General features: G+C 56.3%; 16 protein-coding genes and 2 tRNA genes. 8 read left to right on the forward strand and 10 right to left on the reverse strand.

Translation table 11 applies throughout. The features are described 5' to 3' along the window. Positions 1-49: 49 nt before the first annotated feature. Entirely contained in the window at positions 50-439 is a 390-nt protein-coding gene (locus ACR0MJ_RS18525) for a hypothetical protein (RefSeq protein ID WP_170399254.1), read from the reverse strand. 214 nt (positions 440-653) lie between these two features. Between ACR0MJ_RS18525 and ACR0MJ_RS18530 the strand changes: the two genes are divergently transcribed. From ACR0MJ_RS18530 to ACR0MJ_RS18540, 3 genes are all read left to right on the forward strand, one after another. Next, positions 654-1133, forward strand: a complete 480-nt coding sequence (locus ACR0MJ_RS18530) for a phosphoribosyl-AMP cyclohydrolase (RefSeq protein WP_480762140.1) — start codon at positions 654-656, stop codon at positions 1131-1133. Between the two features lie 86 nt (positions 1134-1219). Next, on the forward strand, positions 1220-1756 hold the full coding sequence (locus ACR0MJ_RS18535) for an SRPBCC family protein (protein WP_170408759.1): 537 nt from the start codon (positions 1220-1222) through the stop codon (positions 1754-1756). 401 nt (positions 1757-2157) lie between these two features. Then, a complete protein-coding gene (locus tag ACR0MJ_RS18540; protein ID WP_480762162.1) occupies positions 2158-2850 on the forward strand; it encodes a M48 family metalloprotease in 693 nt (230 codons plus the stop codon). A gap of 143 nt (positions 2851-2993) precedes the next feature. Here the strand turns inward: ACR0MJ_RS18540 and ACR0MJ_RS18545 are convergent, their stop codons facing one another. The 3 genes from ACR0MJ_RS18545 to ACR0MJ_RS18555 form a co-directional block, all read right to left on the reverse strand. Next, a complete protein-coding gene (locus ACR0MJ_RS18545) occupies positions 2994-4016 on the reverse strand; it encodes an aspartate-semialdehyde dehydrogenase (protein ID WP_480762141.1) in 1023 nt (340 codons plus the stop codon). A gap of 113 nt (positions 4017-4129) precedes the next feature. Next, complete coding sequence (locus ACR0MJ_RS18550) at positions 4130-5164, reverse strand: glycosyltransferase family 4 protein (protein ID WP_480762142.1); 1035 nt, start codon at positions 5162-5164, stop codon at positions 4130-4132. Between the two features lie 15 nt (positions 5165-5179). Further along, entirely contained in the window at positions 5180-6352 is a 1173-nt protein-coding gene (locus ACR0MJ_RS18555; protein WP_480754928.1) for an MFS transporter, read from the reverse strand. Between the two features lie 145 nt (positions 6353-6497). Here ACR0MJ_RS18555 and ACR0MJ_RS18560 point away from each other — a divergent pair, with 145 nt between their 5' ends. Then, positions 6498-7640 (forward strand): DUF3095 domain-containing protein, encoded by a 1143-nt coding sequence (locus ACR0MJ_RS18560; RefSeq protein ID WP_480762143.1) that lies wholly within the window; start codon positions 6498-6500, stop codon positions 7638-7640. Here ACR0MJ_RS18560 and ACR0MJ_RS18565 read toward each other — a convergent pair. Continuing rightward, a complete protein-coding gene (locus ACR0MJ_RS18565) occupies positions 7637-9046 on the reverse strand; it encodes a pyridoxal phosphate-dependent decarboxylase family protein (protein ID WP_480762144.1) in 1410 nt (469 codons plus the stop codon). The genes ACR0MJ_RS18560 and ACR0MJ_RS18565 overlap by 4 nt on opposite strands. Positions 9047-9173: 127 nt before the next feature. Between ACR0MJ_RS18565 and hpaR the strand changes: the two genes are divergently transcribed. Together hpaR and ACR0MJ_RS18575 are read left to right on the forward strand one after the other, a co-directional pair. Continuing rightward, the gene (gene hpaR, locus ACR0MJ_RS18570; protein ID WP_170408752.1) at positions 9174-9608 is read left to right on the forward strand and encodes a homoprotocatechuate degradation operon regulator HpaR; all 435 of its coding nucleotides are present in this window, start codon (positions 9174-9176) and stop codon (positions 9606-9608) included. Positions 9609-9771: 163 nt separating this feature from the next. Further along, positions 9772-10686 carry a helix-turn-helix transcriptional regulator gene (locus ACR0MJ_RS18575; protein WP_170567234.1) on the forward strand — a complete coding sequence of 305 codons (915 nt, stop codon included), beginning with the start codon at positions 9772-9774 and terminating at the stop codon, positions 10684-10686. On the opposite strand, the gene ACR0MJ_RS18580 is transcribed toward ACR0MJ_RS18575, so the two are convergent. Both ACR0MJ_RS18580 and ACR0MJ_RS18585 read right to left on the reverse strand, forming a co-directional pair. Continuing rightward, positions 10679-11893, reverse strand: coding sequence for a winged helix-turn-helix domain-containing protein (locus tag ACR0MJ_RS18580; protein WP_480762145.1), 1215 nt, complete (start codon positions 11891-11893; stop codon positions 10679-10681). The genes ACR0MJ_RS18575 and ACR0MJ_RS18580 overlap by 8 nt on opposite strands. A gap of 6 nt (positions 11894-11899) precedes the next feature. After that, positions 11900-12925 carry a LacI family DNA-binding transcriptional regulator gene (locus ACR0MJ_RS18585; protein ID WP_170399205.1) on the reverse strand — a complete coding sequence of 342 codons (1026 nt, stop codon included), beginning with the start codon at positions 12923-12925 and terminating at the stop codon, positions 11900-11902. A gap of 114 nt (positions 12926-13039) precedes the next feature. On the opposite strand from ACR0MJ_RS18585, the gene ACR0MJ_RS18590 reads away from it, so the two are divergent. Next, positions 13040-13116, forward strand: a tRNA-Arg gene (locus ACR0MJ_RS18590). A gap of 88 nt (positions 13117-13204) precedes the next feature. Here the strand turns inward: ACR0MJ_RS18590 and hmgA are convergent. Together hmgA and ACR0MJ_RS18600 are read right to left on the reverse strand one after the other, a co-directional pair. Next, a complete protein-coding gene (gene hmgA, locus ACR0MJ_RS18595; protein WP_370644329.1) occupies positions 13205-14566 on the reverse strand; it encodes a homogentisate 1,2-dioxygenase in 1362 nt (453 codons plus the stop codon). Between the two features lie 310 nt (positions 14567-14876). Further along, a tRNA-Leu gene (locus ACR0MJ_RS18600) sits at positions 14877-14963 on the reverse strand. Between the two features lie 198 nt (positions 14964-15161). Here ACR0MJ_RS18600 and ACR0MJ_RS18605 point away from each other — a divergent pair. Further along, positions 15162-16145 (forward strand): complex I NDUFA9 subunit family protein, encoded by a 984-nt coding sequence (locus ACR0MJ_RS18605; RefSeq protein WP_480762146.1) that lies wholly within the window; start codon positions 15162-15164, stop codon positions 16143-16145. Here the strand turns inward: ACR0MJ_RS18605 and ACR0MJ_RS18610 are convergent, their stop codons facing one another. Beyond that, the gene (locus ACR0MJ_RS18610; protein ID WP_480762147.1) at positions 16146-16949 is read right to left on the reverse strand and encodes an undecaprenyl-diphosphate phosphatase; all 804 of its coding nucleotides are present in this window, start codon (positions 16947-16949) and stop codon (positions 16146-16148) included. Positions 16950-17086: the final 137 nt, after the last annotated feature.

Here is a 17086-nt window from a genome sequence, read left to right on the forward strand (position 1 = left end):
GTTGGATTTTCGCCCAGACTATCTGTCTGCGGCGCACTCGCAACCCCCCTCAGACGGATAGATCTTGCTGGTCCCAGACGGCGGTCAGCGATCGCTCACCCACCCGGATTAGGCGGCTCAGAGTCGCCCCTGTCGCCACAGCATCGCCAGCGTCGACAGTACAGGCTACATCGCCTGCCACACGTGCCAGTGCTGTCATGCCGATTTGCTCGGATATGGCCACGAGAGATTTTGCGCATTTGCGCAGCCCGGCCCAATCGCGTTGCCGCCAAAACCGTTCACAATTCGACAGCCGCAACGCCAGTTCTTCAACCGTGCGGCACAGCACGTCCATCGCGTTGGTGTCGCCGAGCTGATTGTACAGGCTGCTCAGGCGGTCCGGGTCCAGACGCACGGGTTCTTTCTGTTCCAGTGTGATAATCTTGTCCACCACATTCACCCCAATTGAAGTGCCCCCACGGCACTGTCAGAGATTGGCGGCAAAATACTTTGCAAAACCTTGCACCGGTTCAAAAGAATGGGTCGAATTTTCTGAGAATTCAGGCTTCCACGCGGTTCTGTGGGCAAAACCGGGCGAGAGTCAGGTCACACCTCTTGCGTTGACGCTCACTTGCTGCCAGTACCATAGAAACCGGACAGAGAAGGACAGGATCATGCCGATTACCACTGACGAGCTGGCCGCTGCCCGTACCGCCTGGGGCGATGGGTTGATTGCGATCTCCAAAGCTTTTGAAGACGGTGGGATCGATGCGGCCCGTTCCGTTGCCGAGGGTGTTCTAGATGCGGCATACGGCTATAATCTGGGTCCGGTCCTGTTCAAACCAACTATGGCATCCGGAGATCAAACCTTTCGCCCGACTCGCCACGGTGCACTGGCCTATTTTGTCGGTCACGATGCCGAATTTCCGCTTGATGGCGGTTTCGGAATCAAGGGTTGGCGCGAAATGACAAGTGAGACATCGGCCAGCTTCGTCGAAGGCGATGTCGCCATGTGGATGGGCAAGGTCATTCTGACGGATAGCCAAGGTAACATCACGCAAGTCGACAAAAGCTTCGGCTACAAAAAAGACGCTGACGGAGTGCTTCGCATCGTGCTGCACCATTCGTCGCTGCCTTACCAGCCACCGGCCTGATCCTGCGGGTCATACGATCGGACCTCTGAAATTACGTCGATTTTTTGATATGTTTCCGATGATGTTGTCAGAATCGGATCGAGCTCATGAAATTGATTAAACGTATTCTCGTCACCCTACTGGTGATCATTCTGGCGCTTGTCGGAGTATCATATCTTTTGCCTGGTCAGGCCGAGGTGTCCCGCAGCATCACGATCGACGCACCAGCCTCGGCGATCTTTCCCTATGTGAATTCGATGCAGGAGACCGAGAAATGGTCCCCCTGGCTGTCCCGAGACCCCGAAACCAAGCTGAGCTATAGTGGCCCGGAAGCGGGTGTCGGAAACACGCTGAACTGGGCCTCGGACAACCCGCAGGTGGGAACCGGTTCGCAGGAAATCACCGAGAGCACCCCGGATCAGTCCGTGCAAACCGCACTGGATTTTGGCCCGATGGGGACAGCCACCGCCTCGTTCCAGTTGCGGCCAGAAGGATCAGGCACACAGGTTACCTGGGGATTCGTATCCGACCTTGGTATGAACCCCATGTCCCGCTGGATGGGCCTAATGATGGACAATTGGGTCGGCGGAGATTACGAGCGCGGGTTGGAGAATTTGAAGACGCTGGTTGAGGGACAGGGGTGAAGGATCAGGCAGGAGGCATCTCTCTGATGACTGCTTTGAGGCCATACCAGAAACGATTGTTGAAATGTACGTGCGCTCGTAGCAGTCCCTTTGCCGCGCAGGAGGCTGGGATCAAGCCATCGTGCAGCGCAAATAACCTCCGCTGACGCGGTGTTCAACTCGGTTCAAGCCCATACAGAACGGGGCGTGGATCGTTTGGTCCTTCGCTTCAATGCCATTTGTAGTGCCTACCATATTGACGACAGCTTAATCGGGGCGACCACCGACAACCCGTCTGTTATTGAATATCAAATCGTGAAGACCGTAGGTTCGAATGTGCAAGTTGGTTTCTCGAAAGCCACAGATTCGATTTTGATGCTCTGAACATTTGGAAAGGTGTGTTTATGAGGCGAACGGTATTGATGTTAGCTGTTTTGGCATTAGCGGGATGCGCTTCAACCACCACTCCTCCATCAGCACCTATTCCAAACCCCGGTCGCGCGAGCGCGCCCGTCAGTTCACAACAGGCACAAATAAGGTTCCGTCAGGTCGCCTCACGAATAGAACCTGTGGCAGAACGAGAATGCCTCCGCCGCACTAAGAATGTGAATTGTGATTTTTTGATCCGCATTGATCCAGACAAAAAAGCACCCTCAAACGCGTATCAGAGTTTAAGCAAGTCGGGGCGCCCCGTTATCACAATGACTCAAGCGCTGATACGGAATGTAAACAACACTGACGAACTTGCATTTGTTATGGCGCATGAGGCCGCTCACCACATTCAAGGGCATTTGGCGCGACAGGCCCAAAATGCGGCGGCTGGTGCGGTGCTTTTGGCCGGTCTAGCAACAATTGCGGGGTCGGGGCCGAATGACATTGCCGCAGCACAAGACATTGGAGCCTTTGTTGGCGGCCGCAGCTATTCAAAGAACTTTGAATTGGAAGCTGATCGACTAGGCACTGTAATAGCCTACAAAGCGGGTTATGATCCACTCAAGGGTGCGCTGTACTTCGCACGAGTTCCTGATCCTGGTGATCGCTTTCTAGGGACGCATCCCCCAAACTCTCAAAGATACCATGCGGTAAAAGCGACAATGTCCCAGATCGGTGGCTGACCAACTGGTGCTGGATAGGCAATGGCAACGCATGCACAGGGCGGCTTTGCCCCGCAATATTGCCATCTCTGCCCGTCCACAAAATAATAAACCCCACTGGCGGTGCAGTGGGGTTTAATAGAGTCATAACCAACTGGCGAAGGTTACCCCTTCTTCAGAACTTCACGGCCCAGCAATTCTGCAATTTGAACAGCGTTCAACGCCGCGCCTTTGCGCAGGTTGTCGGATACGCACCACAGGTTCAGGCCGTTCTCGATGGTCGAGTCCTGACGGATACGGCTGATGAAGGTGGCGAAGTCGCCCGCGCATTCGATGGGCGAGACGTAACCACCGGCTTCACGCTTGTCGATTACCATGATGCCCGGTGCTTCGCGCAGGATGTCGCGGGCTTCGTCTTCGTCGAGGAACTCTTCGAACTCGATATTCACGGCCTCGGAGTGGCCAACGAATACCGGAACGCGAACGCAGGTTGCGGTGACCTTGATCGACGGATCGACGATCTTTTTGGTCTCGACAACCATCTTCCACTCTTCCTTGGTCGAGCCGTCTTCCATGAAGACGTCGATTTGAGGGATGACGTTGAAAGCGATCTGTTTCTGGAACTTCTTCGGCTCAACCTCGGTCGTGGGATTATAGATGGCCTTGGTCTGATCCCAAAGCTCATCCATGCCTTCCTTGCCGGCTCCCGACACCGATTGATAGGTCGAGACGACCACGCGCTTAATGCGTGCACGGTCATGCAGCGGCTTCAGCGCGACGACCATCTGCGCGGTCGAGCAGTTGGGATTGGCGATGATGTTTTTGTTTTTATAGTCGTGGATCGCCTCGGGGTTACATTCCGGCACGATCAGCGGAATCTCCGGGTCATAGCGATAGAGCGAGCTGTTATCGATCACCACGCAGCCAGCCGCTGCCGCCTTGGGGGCGTAAACCTTTGTGGCCTCGGAACCCACGGCAAACAGCGCCATGTCCCAACCAGTGAAATCGAATGTGTCCAGATCTTTGGTAGTGAGCGTCTTGTCGCCAAAGGTCACCTCAGTACCCAGCGAACGACGGCTTGCCAGAGCAGCAAGTTCATCGACAGGGAACTGGCGTTCCGCCAGGATGTTCAGCATTTCGCGGCCCACGTTACCCGTGGCGCCGACGACTACGACGCGATAGCCCATTTCATGTCTCCAAAGTTAAGGACGCGCGTTCATAGCCGCGTTGCGGCAAAGAAAAAAGAGGGGTTTCGGCTTATTTCACCCCGTCACACCGATTTGACACAGTTCAGTACCGTTCAGGGTTGTTTCAGCAAGGATCGATAAACCTCGACAATCGCCTGCGCTTCGCCTTCGATTCGAAAATTCTGCTCGACATGGGCGCGCGCGGCTAGTCCCGCAGCGGCCAGCGCGGCGCGGTCCTGCACCATATCCTCCAGCGCGTCGGCCAGTGCAGGGGCATTGTCTTTCTCGACCAGTCTTCCGGTCTCACCATCCTTGATTTGCGCACTGAACGCGCCGACCCCGTGACTGGCTATGGCTGGAACGCCCGAGGCCATTGCTTCAAGCGGTGTAAGGCCGAAACCTTCGTGCCGTGCGGGCGCAACGAACAGATCGAGCGCGCGATAGGTCTCGACAATCTCATCCCAAGGACGCTCACCCAGAAAATGAACGCGGTCGCCCAGCCCGGCGTCCTGCAGCTTTTGCTCCTGCTCAGCCTGAAACGCCTCAAATTCGTTGGTGGTACGCCCGGTGAAGATCACATGCGCATCGGGGTGATTAGGCAGCACCTTCAGGGCGGCATCGACCAACAAGTCGACCCCTTTCTGAGGGCGGATACGGCCAAAACAGCCGACCAGCAGCCCGTCTGGCAGGCCAAGTTTTTGGCGCAGGGCGCTTTTGTCTTCGGCTGGGTGAAACAGCTTGGTGTTGACGCCATGCATGATGACAGTAGCGGGATGCTCCAGAAAGGAAGCGGCCTGAGGCGTCGTCGCGATCAACGCGTCCATTTTCGAAATCAGCCGCTTGGTGAACCCGGAATGATCACGTTGCGCAGCTGAGGTGAATAGCAGTTTGTAGTTGCGTCGAAGCACCGAACGCAAGACCAGACCCATCAACATCTCGGTATTCCGGCGTGCATGCCAGACGCGTTTTCGATTGGACAGAAACAAAAGATTCCAGAGTCTGATATGGGGCAAATCTGGCGGCAGGCCGGGACCGGTGGCACGGATGCCGATCATTTTCTGCTGGATTGGCAGCAGTCGGATCACCGTCGTTGTCACGCCCGACAGGGAATGCTTCAGATTGGGTGCAATCACCTCAATGTCCTGCACGGGCGGTCTCCGGTTTCAGTCCACGCTGTCCCGACTGAATAGATAGATCACGCAGCCAATGGCAAGGGTGACCGCGAAAAAGCCGAAGATCGCCGTATAAGGTGCTGAGGGGCTGATCCCGGCGCTGGCTGCATGGATGCGCCCGGTGGCAAATTGCGCCAGACCGACGCCGCCGACGCCAAAAAGGTTTAGCAGGGTGACGCCCCGCCCGACCAGATGCGGCGGCACGAAGGCCCGGCCATGGGCCATGATCACCGGAAAACTGGCGCCCAGAAAGCCGATCACTGCCAACAGCAGCACCGAGACCCAAACGCCGCTGTCGACCCACAGGCACAACAGGCCTAGCGTCGTGGCCCCCAACACGTTACCGCCCAGGATCACCCATTTCCGGGTGCCCAGCATACGGTCCAGCGGCCCATAGGCGAAGGTTCCCGCGATCATCGCGGCCCCCATGATCAACGTTGCCGTCCCGATCTGAGCGGTGCTGAGCCCGAACACGTCATTCAAATACGGCCCGGCCCAAAGCCCTCGGATCGCACCCGATGGCGCATAAGACACAAGCATGAGCGGCAGAATGGTCCACAGCGCAGGTTCTTTCAGCAGGTCCAGAAGTGATCCTTTTTGCTCGGTTTTTACCTTTTCAGGGTCATGCACCGTCAGCCAGATCCCCGCAGCCACCGCAGCAGAGATAATCGCCAGACCGGCCAGCGTAGCGCGCCAGCCCATCAGCTCGACCGCCAGCGCCGTGGGGTATGAGGCGACCAGATTGCCGACAGATCCCACGCCCAGCATCACGGCGGCGAGCGTGGCGAATTTGGCGGGTGGAAACTCTCGTGCAAAGATATAGTAGGATGCCATCAGAACCGGCGAGCATCCTACCCCGATCAGCGCCATGGCGAGCGCCACATGGAACGGGGTCGTTGCGACCGCGAACAGACCAGCCCCGCCAGCCCCGCCGATCAGCAGCAGCACCGCAGAACTGCGCCGAGGACCGACGCGGTCCAGTGCCCAGCCCACCGGAATCTGCATCGCCGCAAAGATTAGAAACCAAAGACCTGAAGCAAAGGCGAGGTCTTCGGGTGTTGCGCCGATATCGCGTCCCAGATCGGTGCTTAAAACTGCCAGAAAAGCGCGGAAAAACTGGCTGAGTACATAGGCCAGACACAAGATCACCAAACCTGCCTGCATTTCTTGACCTATTGTCTAGCTGCCTCGCCCCGATGCTTGGCACGCCGCGTTGATCGGCACAAGTGCCATGATTGAATCGAATGGGGCGGACATTCTTCACAATTGAGCTATCATCACTGCAGATTTTGGATTTTCCGAGTGTGTTATGACCCTCTCAGACTCTGTATTTTATGACTCCGTCCCCATTTCGGACAATTTCCTCAGCCTCAGTGACCCCGCGCAGTTCACACCTTTGCCAGAGACATGGGTTTTGGGCGTCGCCGATATCGTAGATTCGACCGGTGAAATCGCGCGGGGCCGGTACAAGACCGTCAACATGGTGGGGGCGGCCGTGATTTCAGGCATGATCAATGCGCTGGGCGGGCGCATATTCCCGTATGTCTTCGGTGGTGATGGTGCTGGGTTCGCCGTATCGGGTGAGGATGCCGAGATCGCGCGGGACACGCTGGCAACATTGCAAAGCTGGGCCGAAACGGAATTCGCCATCACTCTGCGCGCGGCTCTGGTTTCGGTGGCCGAAATCCGCGCCGCTAGACGTGATCTGCGTGTTGCTCGCTTTGCGCCGTCCACCGGCGTTGACTATGCGATGTTTACCGGCGGGGGACTGGCCTGGGCCGAGGCTCAGATGAAATCCGGGCAACTTGTTGTGCAACCAGCCGGACCTGACGCGCAGCCCGATCTGACCGGCCTATCTTGTCGTTGGTCCAACAGTCCAGCGAGGGTTGGTCAGATCGTTTCACTGGTTATTCAGCCTACATCAGAGTCTAATGAGGCTGAATTCGCCGCCCTGACTCAATCCATCCTGTCCGTCGCCGAAGGGCTAGAACGCGCCGGTCACCCGGTTCCGGCCAAAGGACCTCCGATGAGTTTCCCTCCGCCCGGCGTCGATATCGATGCCCATGTCTCACGCGCAGGTCGGAATCTTCTGATGCAGAAAACACGCTTGATGATCGGGAATATGTTGATCGGCTTGTTGTTCAAAACCGGGATGCGCCTGGGTCAATTCGAACCCAAGCATTACAAAGAGATGGTCAGTCGCAACGCTGATTTCCGAAAGTTTGATGACGGTCTGAAAATGACGCTGGATTGTGACTCGAGCACGTTGGAACAGCTCACTCAGATGCTGGACGACGCGCAAACAAAAGGCAAAATCAGATATGGAATGCACGCCCAGCAAGAGGCGATGATGACCTGCTTTGTTCCCTCGGCCATGCGCGACGACCATGTGCATTTTGTTGACGGGGCCTCGGGGGGATACGCGCAGGCTGCAGCTTCAATGAGGGCCTAAAGCCCTCGAGCGATTTCAGTGATCACGTCATAGGCCATCATCACGTCCTGTTCTGTGGTTTCAAACTGACCGGCCTGAAAGCGGATGACCAGATCGCCATCCACGCGGGTCTGTGTCAGGTAGATCCGCCCATCATCATTGATTGCATTCACCAGCCGCAGGTTCAGATCATCCAGATCGTCGGCCCCATCCGGCTCGTATCGGAAGGTCCAAAGAGACCACATTGGAGGCGTCACGATCCGAAAATCCGGTTCTGCTGCTAGACGATCATGCAGTGCGCGCGACCAATTGACGTGATTCCGCAGCCGTTCGCGCAACCCCTCCAGCCCATAGGTGCGGATGACGAACCACAGTTTCAGCGCGCGGAACCGACGTCCCAATGGCACCGACCATTCCGAGTAATTGATGATCCCGTCCTTGCCGTGGGTTTTCAGATATTCCGGGCTGATCGCAAGCGTGCGGACCAGATCATCGGGGTTTTTCAGGAAATGCGCACAGCAATCGAATTGCACGCCCAGCCACTTATGGGGATTGAATACAATGCTGTCGGCCTGATCGATCCCCGGCCAGTAGTGACGATATTCGGGGCAGATCATCGCCGACCCCGCCCAGGCTGCATCGACATGGGTATAAAGGCCGTATTTCTGTGCGATCGCCAGGCAGTGATCCACTGGATCAGTTGCCCCGGTTCCGGTCCCTCCAACACAAAGGATCACGCCCGCCGGGTGGAAACCAGACTCTAAATCTAATTGAATCGCTGCTTCAAGCGCATCGGGGTTCATTCCACGCCAATCACCTTGCACGGGGATGCGCACCAGATTGTCCTGTCCAATCCCCGCAACCCAGATGGCGCGGTCGATTGAGGTATGAACCTCGGAAGAGCAATAAATGCGCAGTGGCTTTTGACCGAACAGCCCCAGCGTGTTGCCCTGCCAGTTCATCGCCTTCTCGCGCATGGTCAGCACAGCCGCCAATGTCGCAGATGACGCCGAATCCTGAATGACCCCGGCAAAACCTTTGGGCAGGTCCAGCGCTTCGCGCAGCCAGTCCATCATTCGTGTTTCCATCTCGGTTGCGGCGGGCGAGGTCTGCCACAGCATACATTGCGGCGCGATGGCGCTGGCCAGGAACTCGGCCAGAACAGACGGGGCCGAGGCGTTCGAATTGAAGTAGGCGAAGAACCGAGGGTGTTGCCAATGGGTAATGCCGGGCATCACGATTTGTTCGAAATCATGAAAGATGTCCTCGATCGGCTCGCCCTGCTCAGGGGGATGCGCGGGCAGAGCGTTCAGGATATCGCCCGGCTCGGTCCGGGCGCGCACGGGCTTGTCGCCCACCGTCAGGTGATAGTCTTGCGTCCACTCGGCAACCTTCTTGCCCCAATCGGAGAATTCATTCCATTTCATCTTATCCGCCTCGGTAGCCTTTTTGTCAGTATCATATGCTAAACAAGTTAAGTAAAGTCCAGTCAACGAAACTCAACCACAACCAACGTTCTATTGCGAAATATTTGGAATTGCGCGAAAATTCCATATGTCAAAGAACTTACCACAGACGTCCCGATCATTGCCGATAGCGCTGTTGCGCGCTCGGGAAAGGGTGATGGGGCCTATTCGTGGTGTGCTAACGGATGCTGGCGTCACCGAGCAACAATGGCGCGTTCTGCGCGTTTTACAGGAAGAAGGGCCTCAGGAGCCTACTCAGATCGCCGAGCGCGCCTGCCTCTTGTTGCCCAGCCTGACGCGCATTCTGAAAAAGCTAGAAGACAGCAAGCTGATCATGAGGCGGCCGGATACCAAAGACCGCCGCCGACAGATTGTCGAAATCAGCGAGAATGGGTTGCAAATTATCGACGCAAATCTGGCGGAAATGTTGGAGCTGGCGGAACACACCCGCTCTTTGCTCGGGGCAGAGCAGCACGAGAAGTTGCTGGACCTTCTGGTAGAGCTTCACCAGCTGGAAGGCTGAGCGCAATGCTCAGAACAGGCTCTAACCAAGCTGTTTGCCGTCGTTCAGACCTCGTTTAAGGCCCCAAACGATAAGCATTGTGGGCGGAGAAGGTAATATTCGTTGCCCGTAGATGGTTCGCGTCGTAGCCTCATCCTTACCTTTAACAAACGGTTCAATGCAGATGGATGGGCCCAAACCGCCAGAACCGGCACCGCCTGCACATATTGCAAAGCAGGATTTGAGCGAACGAGTGGGCGCGCGTGTACGCCGGGCGCGTCAAATGCGAGGCATCCCGCGCCGGATCCTGTCTGAGAACTCGGGCGTTTCCCCACGCTATTTGGCGCAGCTTGAGGCGGGTGAGGGCAACATCTCGATCGGCGTGTTGCACCGTGTCGCACAGGCACTGGATTACAAAGCCGAATGGTTGATTGGTGAAGATGATCCGTGGGATTCGGATGCTTTGCAGATAGTTGAGCTTTTCCGACAAGCCAGCGACGACGTCAAAGAAAGCGTCAGGCGTGCATTGCAACCTCACCCAGATGAGGATGCACGTGCGCATCGGGTTTGTCTGATTGGGTTACGCGGAGCGGGTAAGTCAACTCTTGGCGCTATGCTGGCCGCTGCACAAAGACTGCCGTTTGTTGAGCTCACAGCCATGATTGAAGAGATGGCCGGCATGCCCATGTCTGAAGTGATGGCGTTCTACGGGCAAGACGGATATCGCAATCTGGAAGCGCAGGCGCTGGATCGGGTGATTGCAGAGCATGATCGGGTCGTGCTGGCAGTCGCGGGCGGGATCGTATCAGAGCCTTCGACCTATGCTACCCTGCTTGGCCGGTTTCACACCATCTGGCTGCGCGCGTCACCGACCGAGCATATGGACCGCGTGCGCGCCCAAGGCGACGAACGCCCGATGGCCGGAAATCCTAAGGCGATGGAACAGCTCAAGAACATATTGGCCAGTCGCGAGGCTTTGTATGGGCGGGCAAATGCGCAGCTAGATACATCGGGCAGGGCGCCCCATGTTTCGCTGAACGAGCTGCGCCTACTGATTGAGGAACAAGGTTTCCTGATCGAAAAATTGGGTTCTATTTAGGATCTTTCAGCCAATCCTTTTCAAATTCCACCCCGTCCAGTTCCGCAAATCGCCGTACCCGGTCCAATTCGGCCTGCAGGCGGCGGGTTCTTGCGTCAGACCAACGCACCGACCGTTCTGGCCATACGGATCGGACTTGCAACAGTCCACGGTCTCGCTGGGCCTTCATGTCGATGCGTCCGATCAACCGGTGCCCTTCAAGCAACGGAAAGACATAATAGCCGTAGGTACGCTTGGGTTCGGGTACGAACACCTCGATCCGATAGTGGAATCCGAACAACCGCTCGGCCCGGTTCCGGTCACGCAACATAGGGTCAAAAGGGCTGAGAACTCTGATCCGGCCCGGCGCATCGGGCAGCTCTGTAGCGTGTTCACATAGACCGGGGCGGGCGAACACTTTTCGTTCCCGCCCGTCTGCGCATTCGACGCAGATCTCTTCGATTTCACCCTGTGTTAGAGCCTGTTGGCACCAGGATTTTGCCTCGGCAGCGCTTACCGTATCCCAGAACGCGGCAAGCTCTCCCGATGTGGCGAACCCCAGCCGGTCGAGTGCGGCGTTACACAACCAATCCACAGTTTCATTTGCGTCGCAGTGCAAATTGCCGGGGCAAAGTTGAGTTTCTATAACCCGCTCTGTCAGGTCATAGCGTTTCTGAAACCCATCGCGTCCAACCACGGTCAGCGCGCCGGATCGCCAGAGATATTCCAGCGCGGTCTTGGATGGATGCCAGTCCCACCAACCGCCAGATCCCTTTTTCTCGTCTTTTCCCACATCGGACGAGCCAACCGGACCATGGTCGCGGATATGTTGTAGGACGGTTTCGAACTTTTGCTCAAACCCGTCTCGCCGCCAGTTCTTCCAACGAGCTTTCAGCATGTCGGCATCGCGCAGGAACCGCAGATGCCAATGGCGATAGAATTCCATTGGAATCACCGCCGCATCGTGCGTCCAATGCTCAAACAGCGCGCGGTCGCGTTCATAGAGGTGTTTGAGGTGGCGCGCGCGATAGCTGGGCTTACGCGCATATAGGATCATGTCATGCGCGCGGGCGACGGTGTTGATACTGTCAAGCTGGACAAACCCTAAACGATGGATCAGCTGTAACAAGTCATCGCCTTTGGAACTTCCGGTAGGCTGTTCCAAAAGCGCGTGCCGATCCATGAACAGCGCCCGCGCAGCGCGGTTGTCCAGACGTTGCTGCGCCATCTGGCGTTATCGCCGTTTCAGCGTGTCGCCATAGCTGATCTTGGGGGTTAGGGTAACGCGGGTTTCAACCTCGGAATCCGGATCGGCCAGCTTCGCCGCAATGATCTCGGCCGCGGTGCGCCCAATCTCGGTCCGGCAGGCATCCATGGTGGCCAGCTTGCGTGGTAGCCCCTGCAGCAGCTCCACATTGTTGAATCCGGCCAATCCGATCTGACCGGGCACATCGATCCCTTGATCCAGCAAATACAGCAGCCCACCCGCGCCGATCATATCGTTGGAATAATACAGAAAATCCAACTCGGGCGAGCGTTCAAGCATCGCTTGTGTCATCTCGCGCCCCTTGGCCAGCGCCGAGCCACCCGAATAAAATTCACGGTCCTCAATCTCGATCCCGTGCTTGCCCAATACTTCGGTGAACCCTTCGAACCGTTTACGGGCACGGTGGTCCAACGGCATCTTGGTGCCCATAAACCCGATATGCTCATAGCCCGCCTTCAGGATTGCCTGCGCCATTTCGCGCCCGGCGCGGCGGTGAGAGATTCCCACCATCGCATCCACCGGTTTGCCATCAGTATCCATGATCTCGACCACCGGTATGCCAGCTGAATCCAGCATAGCGCGCGCGGCTTCGGTATGCTCCAGTCCGGCAATGATCACGCCTGAGGGCCGCCACGAGAGCATCTCGTACAGCACTTTTTCTTCTTTTTCTGGCAGATAGTCCGTGACGCCAACCACCGGCTGCAGTTCAGTATCTTCCAGCACCTGATTGATACCGGTTAGAACTTCGGGGAAGACCATATTTGACAATGACGGGATGATCACAGCGACCAGATTCACCCGACTTGACGCCAATGCTCCCGCGATCTTGTTGGGCACATATCCCAGCTCTTTTGCGGCGGCCAAAACACGGGTACGGGTGGCATCCGACACATCCCCGCGATTACGTAGCACCCGGCTAACGGTCATTTCGGATACTCCGGACGCTTCCGAGACATCACGAAGGGTAAGCGGGCGTTTTGTTTCTGTTGTCACCGAGATACCTGCATTGTTTGTTTGGCCGATGGTAGCGTGAACAGGGCGAATTGTTCAACTGTTGTGCAAAGCCCATGACAATCTGAAAAAACCCCGCTAGAGAAAACGACGCGCGGCCCCGTGGCTCAACTGGATAGAGCAGCCCCCTCCTAAGGGGCAGGTTGCAGGTTCGAATCCTGCCGGGGTCGCCAAGCTTTTCTGAACGTACCCGCTTAAATGCGTTACAGATCAAGCGTTCTAAATCTCTGCCCTTTGGGAGACGAAGAAATTATACCCTCGTCACTTCTTGCCGGGTGTGCCGTCGAATTTCTTTTCGATGTCGCTCCAACAGTCGATGTAATCGTCCTGCAGTGGTGCCTCATTGGCGGCGAACGCTGTGAGATGCTGCGGAAAGCGGGTTTCGAACATGAAGGACATGGTGTTTTCCAGCTTGTCTGGCCCTAGGTTTGAATTCGATGCTTTTTCAAAGGCTTCGCGATCCGGGCCGTGGGGCAGCATCATGTTGTGCAGGCTCATACCGCCGGGAATAAAGCCCTGCGGTTTCGCATCATATTGGCCGTAAATATTGCCCATCAGTTCGGACATGATGTTCTTGTGGTACCAGGGCGGGCGGAAGGTATCTTCCATGACCATCCAGCGCTCGCGGAACAGAACAAAGTCGATATTGGCGGTGCCGGGCTGGCCTGAAGGTGCGGTCAGAACGGTGAAGATCGACGGATCCGGATGATCGAACAGGATGGCTCCGACCGGGCAATAGGTACGCAGGTCGTATTTGACGGGTGCATAGTTGCCATGCCACGCCACCACGTCCAGCGGGCTGTGACCGATTTTGGTCTGGTGAAACTGACCGCACCATTTGACGGTCACGGTTGAGGGCACTTCGCGGTCCTCAAACGCCGCGACCGGTGCTTTGAAATCACGCGGGTTGGCCATGCAGTTGGCGCCGATCGGGCCGCGGCCAGGCAGTTCGAATTTCTGGCCGTAGTTTTCGCACACGAACCCGCGCGCAGGGCCTTCCACGACTTCGACCCGGTAGACAAGGCCGCGTGGAATGATAGCGATTTCCTTGGGTTCAAGGTCGATGATCCCTAATTCGGTGTAGAATCTCAGAACGCCCTCTTGCGGCACCACCAGCAGCTCGGAGTCAGCCGAGAAGAAGTAGTCATCCTGCATTGAAGTATTCACCATATAGATATGGCTGGCCATCCCGACCTGAGTGTTCACATCCCCGGCAGTGGTCATGGTGTGCATGCCCGTGACCCAGGTTGTCTGTTCACCGGTATGGGGCACCGGATCCCAGCGGTACTGTCCCAAGCTGACAACGTCAGGATCTACATTGGGCGCTGATTTCCAATAGGGAACATCGATTTTTTCATAGCGATGTGAATGCTTTACCGACGGGCGGATACGATAGCACCAGGTACGCTCGTTCTGGTGCGAAGGTGCCGTGAACGCAGTGCCTGAAAGCTGCTCACCATAGAGGCCGTAATTGCATTTCTGCGGGCTGTTCATACCCTGGGGCAGAGCATCAGGAAGCGCTTCGGTTTCGTAATCGTTGCCAAAGCCCGGCATGTACCCTTCGTGCGGCCCTTTCAAGGATGGGGCAACTGTCATGCGTTCATTCTTGGTCAGCTCATTCATTTTGCACGTTCCTTCCGGACAGATACGATCGAATTTAATCGGTGTGGTAATAGTTGACTTTGTAACTAACAAGCGTGACGGGAAGGTATCTTCAAAAAAGATGAGTTTGATTTGCAGGAAATTGCCATAGCCTTGCACCATGTCCTTCTTAGACTGGCAAAAGGTAGTGCAACAGAGATTGTTAATTCCGGTAGCTAAGGGTCGATTCTCGGGGTCAAACAAAGAAATTGACTCAGACAGGCCAAACCAGTCTGATTCTACATCGGTCAAGTGACCGGAAGTGCCAGGGGTTCAAATTTTATGGAAATTTTGGTGCCCAGGAGAGGACTCGAACCTCCACGTCCATACGGACACTAGCACCTGAAGCTAGCGCGTCTACCAATTCCGCCACCTGGGCAGGTGTCGTGGAGGGGCGTTTAAGCTGACTGGCAGGGGGCGTCAACCAGATTCGGGGGTGTTTTTGAAAGTTTTTTGATGCGTGCCCCAACTTCTGGTTCACGCGACGGATTTTCAGAGAAGCGCGGCGTTATTGCGCCTTGTTCGACGGGCTCGTGGGCGCTAGATCAATTCAGACCAAGACAGCAGGAGCGCCATCATGTCGAAACTCGTCACGATTTACGGTGGATCGGGCTTTGTTGGCCGATATATCGCGCGGCGTATGGCTGCCGAAGGCTGGCGTGTCCGCGTCGCTGTGCGGCGGCCCAATGAAGCGATGTTCGTCAGACCCTATGGCGCGGTTGGTCAGGTCGAGCCTATCTTGTGCAATATCCGTGATGACGCCTCGGTCGCTGCAGCGATGCATGGTGTTGACGCCGTGGTGAATTGCGTCGGCGTATTGAATGAGCTGGGCAAGAATGCGTTCGACGCAGTGCAGGCCGAAGGTGCCGAACGGATCGCCCGGCTGGCGGCCGCTCAGGGTATTGACCGCATAGTCCATATCTCGGCCATTGGTGCGGATCCCGAATCCGACAGCGAATATGCGCGCACCAAAGCGCAGGGCGAGGCGGGCGTTTTGCAACACATGCCGGGTGCCGTCATTCTGCGCCCATCAGTCATTTTCGGCACCGAAGACCAGTTTTTCAACCGCTTCGCAGGGATGACACGGATGAGCCCGTTCCTGCCGCTTGTTGGGGCGGAAACGAAATTTCAACCTGTCTATGTCGATGATGTTGCGCAAGCGGCAGTTCAAGGCGTTCTGGGCAAAGCGTCTGCCGCTGTTTATGAACTGGGCGGGCCAGAGGTAAAGAGTTTCCGCGCCTTGATGCAGCAGATGCTCGACGTAATTCATCGCCGCCGGATCATCATCGGGATGCCTTTCTGGGCGGCGAAAATCATGGCGGGTGTGTTGGATATCGCGAAGTTCGTCAGTTTTCAGTTGTTTCCGAATAATATCCTGACCCGTGACCAACTTAAGAATCTGCGGCGCGATAATGTGGTTGCGGATGACGCCAAAGGTTTTTCGGACCTCGGGATCGAGCCCGCGACGTTGGAGTCGGTTCTGCCAGAATATCTGTGGAAATTCCGCCCCGCGGGTCAGTATGACGATATTCAGAACTCGGCCAAGAACCTGCGCATCTGATCAGCTATAGGCAATCACCAGCAGGATTGCTCCGAGGATGACCCGGTAGATCACATAGGGTGTGAAACTGACGCTGCGCAGAAGCCGCATCATCAGGTTAAGCGCGAGCAGAGCCGAAACAAAGGCGAAGGCTGCGGCAATCGCTCCGTCCTTGGCCAGCTGTGTATCTGCCTCACGGACGACATCGATCGAAAGCAGGACGCCCGAAGCGATGATCGTTGGTATCGACATCAGCATGGCAATCCGCGCACCATCTTCGCGTGTATAGCCAAGCTGACGAGCGCCTGTGATCGTAATCCCCGAGCGTGAAGTCCCCGGGATTAAGGCCAACATCTGCCACAGCCCCATGATCATTGCGTCCTTTAAGCCCCAGTCCGAACTACGTTTGGTTTGTACCCCCTTTTGATCCATCCAATACAGCACTAACCCGAAGCCAAGCATCGCCCATCCGATGACGGCGACTGAACGTAGAGTCTGCTCAAGCCCCGTCAGGTACACGATCCCGCCCGCAATGACTGTCGGAATCGTGGCGATGACCAAGCCCAGTGCCAACCGCGCCTGAGGCGTCTCAATTCGTCCTCGGATAATTTGGGGTATCCCGGCTAGGGCTTGTTTCACATCTGACCAGAAATAAAGAATAACCGCGCCAAGTGTTCCTACATGGACGGCGACATCGATTGCCAGGCCTTGATCATCCGCGCCAGTCAGGCGGGGCAGCAGGATCAGGTGCCCGGATGAAGATACAGGCAAGAATTCGGTGACGCCCTGAATGATCGCCACAAGAATCAAGTGAAAAAGGCTCATCTGCTCTGCCGGTACCGTGCTCGTTTTGTTGAGAACAATGGGTATAAGCGGGCAACGGGAAAGTGAAGTGTCCAGATAGGTCCGAATCGGAACTAAAAACACGACAAATTTCTCTGAAAAAACATCGAGCGATGCAG

This window comes from Ruegeria sp. C6, from assembly GCF_056537625.1.